Origin of the sequence: Streptomyces sp. NBC_00454, assembly GCF_041434015.1 — a bacterium.
Lineage (GTDB): Bacteria > Actinomycetota > Actinomycetes > Streptomycetales > Streptomycetaceae > Streptomyces.
Map to the genome: position 1 here is coordinate 6,011,838 of NZ_CP107907.1, position 13,041 is coordinate 6,024,878.

The 13,041-nt window shown below is 69.2% G+C and carries 15 protein-coding genes; all 15 read left to right on the plus strand.

Features of this window, described 5'->3' with window-relative positions; translation table 11 throughout:
* Positions 1–891: 891 nt before the first annotated feature.
* The 15 genes from OHU74_RS27715 to OHU74_RS27785 all read left to right on the plus strand — a co-directional run bounded on the left by OHU74_RS27715 (position 892) and on the right by OHU74_RS27785 (position 13,020).
* A complete protein-coding gene (locus OHU74_RS27715; protein ID WP_371618368.1) occupies positions 892–1,146 on the plus strand; it encodes a LysR family transcriptional regulator in 255 nt (84 codons plus the stop codon).
* A 332-nt stretch (positions 1,147–1,478) separates the two neighbouring features.
* Positions 1,479–1,739, plus strand: a complete 261-nt coding sequence (locus OHU74_RS27720; RefSeq protein WP_371618369.1) for an acyl carrier protein — start codon at positions 1,479–1,481, stop codon at positions 1,737–1,739.
* A complete protein-coding gene (locus OHU74_RS27725; RefSeq protein ID WP_371618370.1) occupies positions 1,736–2,944 on the plus strand; it encodes a beta-ketoacyl synthase in 1,209 nt (402 codons plus the stop codon). The genes OHU74_RS27720 and OHU74_RS27725 overlap by 4 nt, the downstream gene beginning before the upstream one ends.
* Before the next feature lie 3 nt (positions 2,945–2,947).
* Positions 2,948–3,826, plus strand: coding sequence for a beta-ketoacyl synthase chain length factor (locus tag OHU74_RS27730; protein ID WP_371618371.1), 879 nt, complete (start codon positions 2,948–2,950; stop codon positions 3,824–3,826).
* A 20-nt stretch (positions 3,827–3,846) separates the two neighbouring features.
* Positions 3,847–4,914 carry a beta-ketoacyl synthase N-terminal-like domain-containing protein gene (locus OHU74_RS27735; RefSeq protein ID WP_371618372.1) on the plus strand — a complete coding sequence of 356 codons (1,068 nt, stop codon included), beginning with the start codon at positions 3,847–3,849 and terminating at the stop codon, positions 4,912–4,914.
* Positions 4,911–5,579: a hypothetical protein gene (locus OHU74_RS27740; RefSeq protein ID WP_371618373.1), complete on the plus strand. Its 669-nt coding sequence runs from the start codon at positions 4,911–4,913 to the stop codon at positions 5,577–5,579. Before OHU74_RS27735 ends, OHU74_RS27740 begins: the two co-directional genes overlap by 4 nt.
* Positions 5,576–6,301 carry an alpha/beta fold hydrolase gene (locus OHU74_RS27745; RefSeq protein WP_371618374.1) on the plus strand — a complete coding sequence of 242 codons (726 nt, stop codon included), beginning with the start codon at positions 5,576–5,578 and terminating at the stop codon, positions 6,299–6,301. The genes OHU74_RS27740 and OHU74_RS27745 overlap by 4 nt, the downstream gene beginning before the upstream one ends.
* Positions 6,302–6,435: 134 nt before the next feature.
* Positions 6,436–7,320, plus strand: coding sequence for a hypothetical protein (locus tag OHU74_RS27750; RefSeq protein WP_371618375.1), 885 nt, complete (start codon positions 6,436–6,438; stop codon positions 7,318–7,320).
* On the plus strand, positions 7,317–8,051 hold the full coding sequence (locus tag OHU74_RS27755) for a DsbA family protein (protein ID WP_371618376.1): 735 nt from the start codon (positions 7,317–7,319) through the stop codon (positions 8,049–8,051). The genes OHU74_RS27750 and OHU74_RS27755 overlap by 4 nt, the downstream gene beginning before the upstream one ends.
* Positions 8,048–9,490 (plus strand): MFS transporter, encoded by a 1,443-nt coding sequence (locus tag OHU74_RS27760; RefSeq protein ID WP_371618377.1) that lies wholly within the window; start codon positions 8,048–8,050, stop codon positions 9,488–9,490. Before OHU74_RS27755 ends, OHU74_RS27760 begins: the two co-directional genes overlap by 4 nt.
* Complete coding sequence (locus OHU74_RS27765) at positions 9,487–10,917, plus strand: NtaA/DmoA family FMN-dependent monooxygenase (RefSeq protein WP_371618378.1); 1,431 nt, start codon at positions 9,487–9,489, stop codon at positions 10,915–10,917. The genes OHU74_RS27760 and OHU74_RS27765 overlap by 4 nt, the downstream gene beginning before the upstream one ends.
* Positions 10,914–11,696, plus strand: coding sequence for an SDR family oxidoreductase (locus OHU74_RS27770; RefSeq protein ID WP_371618379.1), 783 nt, complete (start codon positions 10,914–10,916; stop codon positions 11,694–11,696). The genes OHU74_RS27765 and OHU74_RS27770 overlap by 4 nt, the downstream gene beginning before the upstream one ends.
* Positions 11,693–12,070 carry a hypothetical protein gene (locus OHU74_RS27775; RefSeq protein ID WP_371618380.1) on the plus strand — a complete coding sequence of 126 codons (378 nt, stop codon included), beginning with the start codon at positions 11,693–11,695 and terminating at the stop codon, positions 12,068–12,070. Before OHU74_RS27770 ends, OHU74_RS27775 begins: the two co-directional genes overlap by 4 nt.
* Entirely contained in the window at positions 12,067–12,531 is a 465-nt protein-coding gene (locus OHU74_RS27780) for a 3-hydroxyacyl-ACP dehydratase FabZ family protein (protein WP_371618381.1), read from the plus strand. The genes OHU74_RS27775 and OHU74_RS27780 overlap by 4 nt, the downstream gene beginning before the upstream one ends.
* A gap of 21 nt (positions 12,532–12,552) precedes the next feature.
* The gene (locus tag OHU74_RS27785; protein WP_371618382.1) at positions 12,553–13,020 is read left to right on the plus strand and encodes a DUF2867 domain-containing protein; all 468 of its coding nucleotides are present in this window, start codon (positions 12,553–12,555) and stop codon (positions 13,018–13,020) included.
* Positions 13,021–13,041: the final 21 nt, after the last annotated feature.

Here is a 13,041-nt window from a genome sequence, read left to right on the forward strand (position 1 = left end):
GTCAGCAAAGTGAAAGTTGATTCCGGGTGAACCGTGTACGTGGATTGCCTGCTCGCTGAAAGCGGGCGCGCGGGCGCGTTCGGAGCCCGGCTCGCGAATTCGATCGCGGACGTGTGATGAGCGCGGCGTGATGGCTATTGCTTCTCCGTCGCTGCAGCTCATCGTCGAATCTTCGGGCTGCGAAGTCCGGCGCGAGGTGGTTTCAGACCGGCTGGGCGAGCAAGGTGTGGCGATGGCCCCGTTTATGCATATCTTATATCGCTCCCCCTGAGCGTGTCGGTCGACCTCAGTCCCGCGCACCGAGGCTCAAGCTTGCCGCAGCCACGATAAATGTCAGACATCCAGTGTGGTGAGGTGTTCCCCATTCTGGCCGAAACTGAGCTGCATCGACCCGCGGAGTTCGGCGCAGTTCGGCGCGGGCCTAATGGCCGGCTCTCCGTGCGGACTTCCGCGAAGATGTCGGAGCCCTTCCGGTTTCGGGCCCCGCAACCCGTCTGACGTGCGACAAGGCGGAAAGGCCCACGCGGGTGCGGCTACGCGCCCTCCGTAGATGGCCCGTGTCGGCCCTCACGGCCATATGCCGGTCATGTGCTGGTCATGCGCCCGTCCGGACGCCCGGCGCGGCCGTGGGCGCGGCGGACCCGCCTGCACCGCCGACCGCGCCTGCGTAAGACGGTTCCTCGCCATACCGCGGGAGCCGCCGGCTCCGGGGGCCGGCCAACCGATGCACAGAAAACCGTACTTGTAGCACCGCCGGCGGTCGCCGATGGCGTGTGTGCATCTTCCTGCACCGTTCTGTCTCGCTGATGTCAGGGGGCCCGAGGATGGCGTCGACCGGGTGGAACGGAGTTCTTCTCGTCCACGGGCAGCAACGTTGAGGAGAGTGGGTTCATGCACGAGCGAGAGCTCCGCGCCTTCGTGTCGATCGCGGACATCGGGAGGATGGATCACGCCGCCGAGTACCTGGGCTACTCGCAGCCGGCCGTCAGTTACCAGATCAAGTGCCTGGAGCAGGCGCTCGGAACCCGGCTGTTCGACCGGGACTCCACGGGTGCCCGGCTGACCCGTGAGGGCCGGATGATCCTGCCCTCGGCGCGGGCCATGCTGTCCCTCTTCGAGAGCATCAAGAGCGTCGTCGGGGTCTGACCCGGGCGTCGGCTCCTCCGGGAGCCTCGTGCGGGCTCCCGAATGCGGGACAGCCGCTGCCGGCCGATCCGCCCCCTCGGCCGGACGGCCGCCGTGAATGGCACCTTGTGGACACGGAATCCGACGGGTTGGCCAACTCGCCCTAGTGTTTGAAGCGTTCGAGGGAATGCGGGCAGGGCCACCGTGGATCTGTACCGGATCCGACCGCAGCCGGTCTGACAGTCCGCCAGCAATCCAGTCAGTTCAGTCGGTTCAAACAGCCGATCAATCTTTGCTTTGACAAAGCTTCGTCTTTGCCGTTGCTCGACGGTACTTCGACAAGGGAATGAAGAATGACCATCACTGAAGTTGAGAACGCCCGTCTCGAGACGCTGCGCGAGATCGTCGCGGACATTCTCGAGATCGACACGGCCGAGCTGACCGATACGGGTCTGTTCGTCGAGGAGTACGAGGCCGATTCCCTGCGGGCCATCGAGATCCTGTCCCGCATCGACAAGGAGTTCGACGTCGAGGTGCCGCAGGAGGAACTGCCGCGCATGGACAACCTTCAGAACGTCTACAACGTCGTCAAGGAGTACGCGAAGTGGGCGTGAGCCAGAAAGTCCTGGTGACCGGTCTCGGACCGGTTTCCAGTCTCGGAATCGGGCGGGACGCATTCGATGCCGCGCTGTTCGCGGGGCGGGTGGGCACTTCGACCATCAGGTCGTTCGACACCTCCGAATTCCGCACCGATCAGGCCGGCGAGGTCCACGACTTCGTGGCCGAGCAGATCTGCAAGAACGTCACCGGCGAGCAGTACGGCCGCAGCAGCCTGCTGGCCGCCGCGGCCGCCCGGCTGGCGGTGGAGGACGCGGGGCTGGGCCAGGTGGATCTCGATGCCGCGCGCATCGCGATCTGCATGGGTACGACCAGTGGTGAGTCGCAGGAAATGGAGCGGGCCACCGCCGAGTACCTGGTGACCACACCGGGCGTGATCTCGGCGGACGCGGCGGACAAGCTGCCGGCGCAGCGCATCGGCGAGGCCGTCGCGGTCGAGCTCGCTGCCGGCCACTCCGACGACATCACCTTTTCGACCGCCTGTTCGGCCAGCAACTACAGCATCGCCTACGGTTCGCTGCTGATCGCCTCCGGCAAGGCCGACATCGCGATCGTCGGCGGTGCCGACGCGGTGTGCCGCTGGGCCCATGCGGGCTTCTACCGGCTCGGCGCCATGTCTCCCGACGTGTGCCGTCCCTTCGACGCCGAGCGCGAGGGCATGCTCACCGCCGAGGGCGGGGTCGCCCTGGTACTGGAGTCCGAGGCGCACGCGAAGGCGCGCGGCGCGGTCCCCCTGGCCACGGTGCTCGGCGCCGGCATCAACTGCGACGCCGACCACATGGTGGCGCCGAATCGCGATTCGGTGGCCCGCTGCATCCGGCTGGCGCACGAGCGCGCCGGCATCACGCCGGACCAGGTCGACTACATCTCCGCCCACGGCACCGGCACCAAGGCCAACGACGCCACCGAGAGCTCGGCGATCGCGGACGTCTTCGGTGCCAGCCCGCCGCCGGTGAGCTCGATCAAATCGATGCTCGGTCACACCATGGGCGCGGCCAGCGGCTTCGGCGCCGTCGCGTGCGTGCTCGGGCTGCTGCGGCAGATGTGCCCGCCGACCGCGAACTTCAGGGAGCTGGACCCGGACGTGCCGCTGACCGATGTGGTTCCGAACGTGGGCCGTCCCGCGCGGCTCGACGTCGTCCAGAACCACGGCTTCGCTTTCGGTGGCAACAACGCCATCGTCCTGTTCGGGAAGGTCTGACGCATGTGGTTCTCCTGTTCCGCAATCGGCGCGGTCACGCGATTCGGTATCGGGTACTCCGCGCAACTCGAGCCGAATGAGTACGACTCGCCGGACCAGCTCGCGGTGCCCCAGTTCGATGTGACCACGGAGCTGGGCCGCAAGGGGTCGAGCACGCTCGACCGGCTCGGCGCCCTCGCGCTGCTGTCCGCGCGGGACTGCCTCGCCGACGTGCCCTCGCTCCCCGAGGGCACCGGTGTGACGGTGTCCACCACGGTCGGCAGCATGCGGTCCACCCTGGACTACTCCGGGATCACGATCATCGGCCCCAAGCCGTGGAACGTACCGCCGTCGCTGTTCCCGAACACCGTGATGAACGCGGCCGCCGGGCTCGTCGCCATCCGCCACGGCCTGACCGGGCCGAACACCACCATCGCCGGTGGCAAGGCGGGCGGCATGAAGGCCATGTCCTACATCGAGATGCTGACCGAGACGGAGCTGCTGTCGGCCTGCCTGCTCGTCTGCGCCGAGGAGCTCACCGCTCCGCGGCAGGCGTGGGCGGCCGCGGCCGGCGAAGACCCGATCGGCGAGGCGGCCGTAGCGCTGCTGCTCACGCCCGGCGAGGTGGCGGACCGGGAGTTCCGGATCCGAGTGCAGCAGGGCGAGCGGGCGGCCGATCCGGATGCCGCCGTGGTCGTCGCGGGTGCGGCGGGTGTGAAGGCGGTGAGTGCTGCCGCCGGGCACGTCGTGGACGTGGAGGAGGTGTTCGGTGTGGTGGGGTCGGCAACCTTCGGCTGCCAGGTCCTGATCGCGCTGCACCTGCTCCGCACCGGACGCCACCCCCGGGTGATCATCCCGTTCCCTGATGCGCAGAAACGTTCCTGGGTCGAGGTCGAGCTGTGATCAATGTCTACGCCCCCGCAATGAGCAGCTGCTTCGGCGATTTCGACGAGACGCTGCAGGCCATGCACGAAGGCCGGCGCGGCACCCGCGAGCTCGCCGACGTCACCGGCTTCGAGATCCCCGGCGTCGCGGTCGTCTACGCCGATCCGTCCATCGAGGTGCCGTACGTGCAGCGCGCCGCCGAGCACCTGCGGCGCGCCCTGGGCCAGACCCTGAGCCAGCTGCCCCCGCTGGACCTGCAGCGGACCGCCGTGATCCTGTGCACCGGTCTGGGCGTCACTTCGGGCGACGAGGCGGACCCGGGTGTGTCGTGGTCCTCGGTCGAGGACGTGGCCCGCGCGGAACTCGGCCCGGACGTCGACGTCTACTCGATCACCAACGCCTGTTCGGCCAGCGGCATGGGGCTGGCCCTCGGCTCCGATCTGCTGCAGACCGGCGCCTACGACCAGGTGCTCCTGGCCGCGGCCGACAGCATGACCCGCGCGATGCTCACGATGATCGGCAAGGTCGCGGCCGAGCCGGCACAGCACTGCGCTCCGTTCGAGGAGAAGCACGTCGGCGCCGTGCTCGGCGAGGGCGCGGCCACCTGCCTGCTCTCGCTCGACGATTCCTGGTCCGGCCTGGAGCGGTTCGCCGCGGTCAGCGCCATCGAGTGCTCGAGCGATGCCAACCACCCGACCGCGCCCGACCAGCAGACCATCGAGGAGACCGTGCACCGCGCGATCGCGCGGGCCGGACTCACCGCGGGCGACCTCGACTTCGTCGTCCCGCACGGCACCGGAACCACACTCAACGACCAGTGCGAGATCGCGGTGTACTCCGCGATGCCGGACCTCACGAGCCGGGCGGTGTTCCTCCCGCTCAAGGGCGGCCTCGGCCACACGTCGGGAGCGTCGTTCCTGATGTCGCTGCTGACGGGGATGGCGGTAACGCGCGGCACACCCCCGCCCGGATACGTCCCGGGCACCACGATCGAAGGTGCGGGCGCGTTGCGCTGGCGACCGGACGCCTCGTGGACGCCCAGGCGAGGGCTGGTGTGCGCGTACGGATTCGGCGGTGCGAATGCGGTAGGAGTGATCGCGGCATGACGATGTACGTTTCCGAACCGATCGAGATCGGGCCCGGTCTGGTGCCGGGCGCACGGCGGGTACCGAACGCGAAGAAGGACATAGTCGAGGCGATCGGCCGCAAGGGCCTGCTGGGCCACCGCGGTCAGTCGCTGGTGGCGATCGCCGCCGCCGACCTGGCCCGTACCGAGGTGTTCGGCGATGCACTGGGCGCCGCGGAGTCCGTGGGCGTCGTCGTAGTGGCTCCGCAGACGTCCCGCGAGGCCGTGCTCGAGGTCAACAAGCTTGCGCGGGAAGGGCGGTTCCGCGTCGTGTCGATCCTGGACGCGCCCAATGTGTCGCCCAACGTGGTCTCGTCCTCGGTGAGCATCCGGCTCGGCGCCCGGGGGCCCGCCTTCACCATCGACAACCGCAGCGGTGGGGTTTCCGGAGCCTGGCGGCTGGCCACGGCCATGCTGACGGCGGGCCGGTGCTCACAGGTGCTGCTCGTCGAGATCGTCAGCGATCCGTCGCTGGACGGGCCGCTTCCGGCGGCGGTCGCCGTGGTGGTGTCCGCCGAGGAGTCCGTGACCACGCCCTACGAGGTCGCCGAACTCGGCGCCGTCGACGGTGACTCCTTGTGCGAGACGGCGGCGCTGCTCGCGCCGGTCTGGCCGGCGCTGGTCGGGCTGGAGGTCGCGGCATGAAGGCACTGTTCATCCACGGAATCGAGGACCAGGGCGCATCCTGGCGCGAGACCTGCGACGCACTGGCCGAGGGCTTCGAGTACGAGACCCCGGACTTCCCCTGGCAGCGCGGTACCGACTTCACCTGGCTGGGCCGGCAGGCACCGCACGACGCGGTGACGGCCGAACTGGCGCGGGTGCGGCCGGAGATCTGTGTGGCCCACTCCTTCGGTGCGCTCGCGCTCATCGAAGCGCTGCTGCGCGACCCAGCCGGTTACCGGCCCCGCGCGATCGTGCTGATCGCGCCCTTCTATCTGAACACGGCGGAACGCCTGGACTGGCGGCTGCTCGACCGGACCCGCGTCGAATTCTCCAATCTGATGCGCGATTCGATCGTGTCGCGGGCCAAGCGGGTCGGCCGGGCGGTTTCCGAGGAAACCCTCGAGATGATGGTCAGCAAGCTCATGAGCGGGATCAACCCGCTGGCCTTCACCGAGCTGTTCGGCCATTTCGCGCTGATGCAGCACCAGCCTCTCGAGAAGCTGGCGATCCCCGGACGGCTGATCGGCTCCGAGGACGACCCCGGATTCGCCGGTGACCGCGCCCAGGAACTCAGCTCCCGGCTCGGCCTGGAACTGACGCTGCTGCCCGGCCGCGATCACTTCCTGCACTACACGGCGCCGCAGGCGGTCGCTGAGAGCATTCAGTCCCTCCTCCAGGGTTCGTACGCTTCCGCATCGTGAACCGCGCGGCGGGGACATCCCCTGCCGGCGCCGCTCGACGGGACATCCGTATCGCCTGCGCATTCGGCCTGCAATCCGCCGTCGCAGCCTCCGGGAAAACGAGCCCGGTCTCTCCTCACGGAAATGAGCTGAGCATGATCTTCACTTACGACACCATCGCGTCCGGAGAGGGCGCGAACATCCGGACCTGGATCGGATTCAAGCATTTCGAGTACGTGGTCTCCGACGCCGTCCGCGAATACCTGACCGCGTCCGGAGTGGACGCGCGCCAACTGGTCATCGACGGCGGCTCGTTCGAGGTCGTCGCGTCCCGGGTCGCGCTCACCAGCGTGATCGAGCTCGGCGACCGGCTGGCGGTCCGCATCGTCGCCCTGACCCGGGTGGAGGCGGACCGCCTCAGCGCCACGATCGAGATCGACAACCTGCGCAGCGGCCAGCTCGCGCTCAAGGGCCGGTACCAGGTCGTGCTGAGCGCGCCGGCCGGCGACCCCGAGCGGCTCGCCCCGGTCCTGGACAACCTTGCGCAGGGCACGCTTTCGAGCGCGGCCAAGCCCCGCTCCGGCAGCCTGTCGGGCGCCGGGACCCCGGACGCCTTCGCCCACGAGTGGGTCGTTCCCTACTACTACTGCGAGCGCTCGGAGGTGCTGTCCTACCGCGGCTACGTCCGCACGGTGGAGACCGTCGTCGACGAGTACCTGGCCCACGTGGGGCTCGCCATCCCCGACCTGCTCGCCGAGCGCGCGTGGATCCCGGTCGTGGCGAAGTACTCCATCGAGGTCCTGGCCCCGGCGCGGATGGGCTCCCGGATGCGGACCTACTTCAAGGTCGACGACGTCATCGGCGACGTGGTCTTCAACGCCGGCTGGGCGACCTACACCGAAGAGGCCGAGGGCTGGGTGTGCACCGCCCGCGGCGAGATCCAGCACGGCTATGCGATCAGCCGCGGCGAGGCCGCCGGCTCGCTCGCCCGGCTCGACGAGACCACGATCAAGGCGCTGACCCGGGGGGAGCCGAAGTGACCCGCCCGCCCGCCAAGCCGCCGCGCATCTACTTCTCCCTGCGCAGCCCCTTCAGCTGGATCAGCCTGCAGCTGATCGAGAAGACCCGGCCCGAGGTGCTGGAGACCAGCGAGCTGCTGCCCTACTGGGACCCGGCTCCGGAAACCCTCGAAGCGCTCACGGCGCAGCGCGGTGACTACCACTACACCCAGATGAGCCGGGCCAAGCACCTGTACATCCTGCAGGACACCAAGCGGCTCACCCGCCGCCTCGGGCTCGCCATGGTCTGGCCGGTCGACCGCTCGCCCCGCTGGGAGGTCCCGCACCTGGCATGGCTGGCCGCCTCCGCGGAGGACCGGCCGGCCGTCTACCGCACCCTCATGGACGCCCGCTGGGGCCGCGGTGAGGACATCTGCGACGAGGAGCACATCGCGGGCCTCTTCGCCGCCGCCGGGCTGGACGCCGAGCTGGCCCGGGCGCACAGGGACGCCGACGTCGCCGCCCGGGGCGTCGAGGTACTGGTGCGCGCCTACAAGGACGACGTCTTCGGCATCCCGTACTTCAAGGCCGGCAGCCAGCGCTTCTGGGGCATGGAGCGGGTCGGCTGGTTCCTGTCCTGCTACGACCAGTGGCTCGAGACGGGCAAGTTCAGCCAGCCGGACGAGCCGGTGGACATGCCCGAGACCGGCGGGCTGACGGAGTCCCTCGACGCCGAGTCCCTCGACGCCGACTCACCAGGAGGCTGCGGATGACCTCCGCAGTGGCACTGCCCCCCACCGAGCAGGTCCGGACCTCGAAGGCGGCGATCGCCGCCTCCGTGGTGGGCGTGTTCATCTGCCTGCTGGACACCAACATCGTCAACGTCGCGCTGCCCGACATCCAGCGGGCGCTCGGCGGTGGGATCAGCGCATCGCAGTGGATCGTCAGCCTGTACGTACTGGCCCTGGCGGCCCTGATCGTGCCCGCCGGCATCCTCGGCGACCTACGCGACATCCGGGTGCTCTACGGAGTCGGCGGCGCGGTGTTCGGCCTCGGATCGCTCGCGTGCACCCTGGCCGCCTCCAGCGGGACCCACGGCACGGCGATGATCTTCGTGGGCCGTGCCGTGCAGGGTGTCGGCGCGGCACTGATCCTGCCGCTGTCCCTGGCGATGATCTTCGTATTCGCCGAGCCGGCGGCGCGGACCAAGCTGATCGCGCTGTGGAGCGCCGTCGGCGGCCTGTCCACCGCCGTCGGTCCGCTGGTGGGCGGGCTCATCGTCCAGCACATCGGCTGGACCTGGATCTTCCTCATCAACCTGCCGGTGGTCGCGGTGCTGGTGGCGCTGCTGTTGCGCACCCCGGCGCCGGGCGGGCGGCGCCGCGAGGCGTTGCCCAGTCCGGTCTCCGTCGCCGCTTTCGCGGTCTCGACCTTCGCCCTGACCCTCGCACTGATCCAGGGCCCGAGCTGGGGCTGGGCGGACGTCCGGGTGCTGGCGATGTTCGGCCTCACCCTGGTCGGGACCGTGGTGTTCGTGGCCGGGGAAGCCGGCTCGAAGCGGCCGCTGGTCCCGGTCACGCTGCGGCGGGAGCGGGAGTTCCGCAGCAGCCTGCTGACCGGCTTCGTCAGCGGCTTCGCGGTGTTCTCACTGTTCTTCTTCCTGTCGTACTACCTGCAGTACGGTGCCGGCCTCAGCCCTACCGCGACCGGTCTGCACTACCTGCCGATGAGCGCGATGCTCGTCGTGTTCGCCGGCGCCGGCCGCAAGGTGGGCGAGCGCATCGGCCAGGCGGCCACCATCGGCGTCGGCATGCTGATCTGCGGCATCGGCCTGACGCTGTTGTGGGTCATGCTGGCCGACTCCCGGCCGGGCGCACTGGCGACGATCGTGCCGACGGTGGTGCTGGGCATCGGCGTGGGCCTGTCGTTCCCGGCGACCTCGGCGCAGGCGTTCGCGCACACCTCCGGCGACGACTACGGCACCGCGGCCAGCATTCTGACGATGACCCGCCAGCTCGGCACCTCCGTGGGCATCGGCGTCCTCAGCCTGATCATGACCCGCTCCGTCGGCCAGCACCTCACCGCCGACGCGGTGCGCGACGGCCTGCGCTGGATCGGCCTGGCCGGCGCGGTGGCCACGACCCTGATCGCCCTGGTCAACCTGCGGGCCGCCGCGCGGAACGCGTCCAACCCCGAAAGCGAATCCGAATGACAAACACCGACCACAGTCCGGCCGACCAGACCGACCAGGCCAGCCCGGCCAAGCCGCTGTTCTTCTCGGCCTTCCTGCAGAACACCGTCTCCCACCTCCAGCACGGGGCCTGGACCCTGCCGGAGGCGGAGCAGACCCGCATGAACGAGCTCGACCTCTGGGTCGACCTCGCGCGGACCCTCGAAGCGGGTGGGTTCGACATGATGTTCTTCGCCGATATGACGGGCCTGGTGCACGACTACGCCGGTGGCATCGAGAAGTTCGTCGCCTCCGGCCTGCACATCCCCTGCAACGACCCGATGGTGCTCGTGTCGGCGATGGCGGCGGCCACGCAGCGGCTGGGCCTGGCCTTCACGAGTTCGATCCTCCAGCTGCACCCGTTCGAATTCGCGCGCAAGATCTCGACGCTCGACCATGCGACGCGCGGCCGGATCGGCTGGAACGTCGTCACCGGGATGTCGGACAACGCCTCGCGCAACTTCGGCCTCGAGGAACTCGTCGCCCACGACGAGCGCTACGAGTGGGCCGAGGAGTACATGGAGGTCGTCTACAAGCTGTGGCAGGGCTCCTGGGACGACGAGGCGCTGCTGCTCGACAAGAGCGCCGGTACCGTCGCCGATCCCCGCCACGTCCACCGCATCGACCACAAGGGTCCGCGCTACTCCGTGCAGGGCCCGCACCTGGTGTCGCCCAGCCCGCAGCGGGTTCCGTTCCTGTTCCAGGCCGGGGCCTCCGCGCGGGGCCGGGACTTCGCGGCCAAGCACGCCGAGGTCGTGTTCCTGCTGGCGCCGACCCCCGAGATCGCCGGACGCGACGCCGCGGACATCCGCCGCCGCGCCGAGGCCTGCGGCCGCGATCCCCAGGGCATCAAGATCCTGCAGGGCCTGACCTTCGTCGTCGGCGACACCCACGAGGCCGCCGTGGCCGAGGCGGCCCGCCTGGACGAGACCCTCGACGATTCCGCCTACGTGGCCTTCGCCGGCGGCATCATGGGCGTCGACCTCGGCTTCGCCGACCTCGACCAGCCGATCAGCGACCTGCGCCAGCGCGGCACCGAATCCGTCGTCGGCTGGCTCAAGCAGGCGATCCCGGACCGGGAGCCCACGGTCCGCGACATCGCCCGGATCCACCGCAGTGCCGGCCGGATCGTCGGTACACCGGAAGAGATCGCCGACGCGATCCAGGTGTGGGCCGACGCCGGGATCGACGGCGTCAACATCATCAACTACACGCTCCCCGGCTCGTACCAGCAGTTCATCGATTCGGTCATGCCCGAGCTGCGGCGGCGCGGGCTCGCCGCCGAGCCCGCCGAGGCCGAGCCGACCACGTTCCGCGCCCGGTTCACCGGATCCGACCGGCCCGACGAGCGGCACCCGGCGCACGCGTACCTGAATTCCTTCAACAACAGCGAGGTGGAACAGGCATGAGCAACGACACCATCGGCAAGGACGGCAAGGGCAAGGGCAAGGAGCTGCCGCGGACGGCACTCGTGTCCGGAGCATCCCGCGGCATCGGCGCCGCGATCGCCCTCCAGCTGGCCCAGGACGGGATCCGGGTCATCGGGATCCACCGCTCGCCCAGCGAGAGCGCGGAGCAGGTCGCCAAGAACCTCGACGCGGTCTCGCCCGGCAGCGAGTTGCGGATCTGCGAGACCACCGACCGGGCGGCCGTCGCCGCGCTGTTCGCGGAGTTCAAGGCCGAGAAGACCGTCATCACCGACCTGGTCAACTGCGCCGGGATCACCGACGACCGCGCGGCCGCGACGATGCCCGACGAGGCCTGGGACCGGGTGGTGGAGACCAACCTCACCGGTACCTTCAACCTCACCCGGGCCTACACCCTGCCCGCGATGCGCGCCCAGTTCGGCGTGATCACCAACATCTCCAGCGTCGCCGGCGTGTACGGCAACCCCGGCCAGCTCAACTACTCGGCCACCAAGGGCGGCATCGACGCGATGACCCGGTCCCTCTCGAAGGAACTGGGCCGCTCCGGCATCCGCGTCAACTCCGTCGCGCCCGGCTTCATCGAGTCGGACATGACGGCGGCGTTCACCCCGGACCAGGTCAAGGCGCTGGTCAAGAAGGTGTCGCTGCGACGGATCGGGCGCCCCGAGGACGTCGCCGGGCTGGTCGGCTACCTGCACAGCGCCGGCGCGAGCTACATCACCGGGCAGACGATCGTGATCGACGGGGGGACCTCGCTGTGAGCCACCCGAGGGCCTCCAGCACCACTGCGCTGGACCACGTCGAAACCACCTCCACCGGTGCGACGGCGATCAAGACCATCGGTCCGGTGGAGCCGTACCTGTCCGGGCACTACCCGGGCAACCCGGTCTACCCCGGAGTCTTCCTGCTCGACCTGTGCGAGAAGCTCGTGAGTCAGTGCCCGGCCATCGAGCGGCCGTTCGACCGCCTGAACTCCCTGAGGTTCTCCGCGCCGACCCTGCCCGGTGACCGCATCCGCATCGAGCTGACGCTGCGCTACTCGCCCGAGGGGCAGCTCACCGGCGCCAACTTCCTTGGCCGCGCCGACACATCGGAAGCGGAGAAGAAATTCACAGCGAGGATGTCCTACTCATGACCACGACCACGACCACGACCACGAGCTACGACACTCCGGCGCTGCTGAACCTGCTGCCGCACCGGCCGCCGATCCTGATGATCGACCGGCTCGAAGTGGCCGAGGACGGCAGCAGCGCCACCGGGTACAAGTCGATCGGCATCGACGAGCCGTGCTTCCAGGAGACCGAGGCGACCGGTTCGAAGGCCTACCCCCACGCCTTGATCGTCGAATCGCTCGGCCAGGCCGCCGCCGCCCTGTGGCTGCACCGCGAGGCCGGATCCCCGGAAGCGGCCGGGACGCTCTACTTCGCCAAGGCGGAGGGGGTGACGTTCCTGCGCGACGTGTTCCCCGGCGACGAACTCGTCCACGAGATCCGGTTCGACCGCAGCATCCGTGGAACCGCGTTCATGTCGGGACGAACCCTGTTGAATGGGGAGCAGGTGACGGTCGTGGAATCCATCATCGCGGCCGCCCGCTGACCGTCCGGAGGACCACACGCCATGACGTCCAACCACCTCGGCCGCATCGACTACGTCGACAAGTACAGCGTCGCGCTCCCCGAACCGATGGACGCGCCCCGGTTCTGTTCGCTGGTCCTGGAATCGGCGCCACGGTGGCTCGACCTCGCCCTGTCGATGCGGGACCGGGTGGCCGCTCCGTTCGGCTTCAACTCCCAGGAGCGCAACTACGGGCAGCCGGTCCACCTGGAGGTGGGCCGCAAGTTCGGGCCCCTGGTCATCGAGTCCGTGTCCCCGGAACTGGTGGAGTGCGGAAACACCGACAAGCACTTCGTGTTCCGGTCGTTGTTCGAGGTCGACCCGGTGCGGCAGTGCGGCAGCTTCACCACCCAGGTCCAGTTCTCCGACCGGGTCGGGCGCGGCTACTTCGCGCTGGTCAAGCCGTTCCACCGAAGAATCATGCCGGCTCTCATCTCCGCGCCGTTTCACTCCCGGGCCTGGGCCGAGTGAACACATCGGTACAGCCGTCAA

Bases quoted from the DNA above. Each gene is read 5' to 3' on its own strand.
- OHU74_RS27715 (WP_371618368.1), top strand. From the start codon at position 892: ATGCACGAGCGAGAGCTCCGCGCCTTCGTGTCGATCGCGGACATCGGG.
- OHU74_RS27720 (WP_371618369.1), top strand. From the start codon at position 1,479: ATGACCATCACTGAAGTTGAGAACGCCCGTCTCGAGACGCTGCGCGAG.
- OHU74_RS27730 (WP_371618371.1), top strand. From the start codon at position 2,948: ATGTGGTTCTCCTGTTCCGCAATCGGCGCGGTCACGCGATTCGGTATC.
- OHU74_RS27735 (WP_371618372.1), top strand. From the start codon at position 3,847: ATGAGCAGCTGCTTCGGCGATTTCGACGAGACGCTGCAGGCCATGCAC.
- OHU74_RS27740 (WP_371618373.1), top strand. From the start codon at position 4,911: ATGACGATGTACGTTTCCGAACCGATCGAGATCGGGCCCGGTCTGGTG.
- OHU74_RS27745 (WP_371618374.1), top strand. From the start codon at position 5,576: ATGAAGGCACTGTTCATCCACGGAATCGAGGACCAGGGCGCATCCTGG.
- OHU74_RS27750 (WP_371618375.1), top strand. From the start codon at position 6,436: ATGATCTTCACTTACGACACCATCGCGTCCGGAGAGGGCGCGAACATC.
- OHU74_RS27760 (WP_371618377.1), top strand. From the start codon at position 8,048: ATGACCTCCGCAGTGGCACTGCCCCCCACCGAGCAGGTCCGGACCTCG.
- OHU74_RS27765 (WP_371618378.1), top strand. From the start codon at position 9,487: ATGACAAACACCGACCACAGTCCGGCCGACCAGACCGACCAGGCCAGC.
- OHU74_RS27770 (WP_371618379.1), top strand. From the start codon at position 10,914: ATGAGCAACGACACCATCGGCAAGGACGGCAAGGGCAAGGGCAAGGAG.
- OHU74_RS27780 (WP_371618381.1), top strand. From the start codon at position 12,067: ATGACCACGACCACGACCACGACCACGAGCTACGACACTCCGGCGCTG.
- OHU74_RS27785 (WP_371618382.1), top strand. From the start codon at position 12,553: ATGACGTCCAACCACCTCGGCCGCATCGACTACGTCGACAAGTACAGC.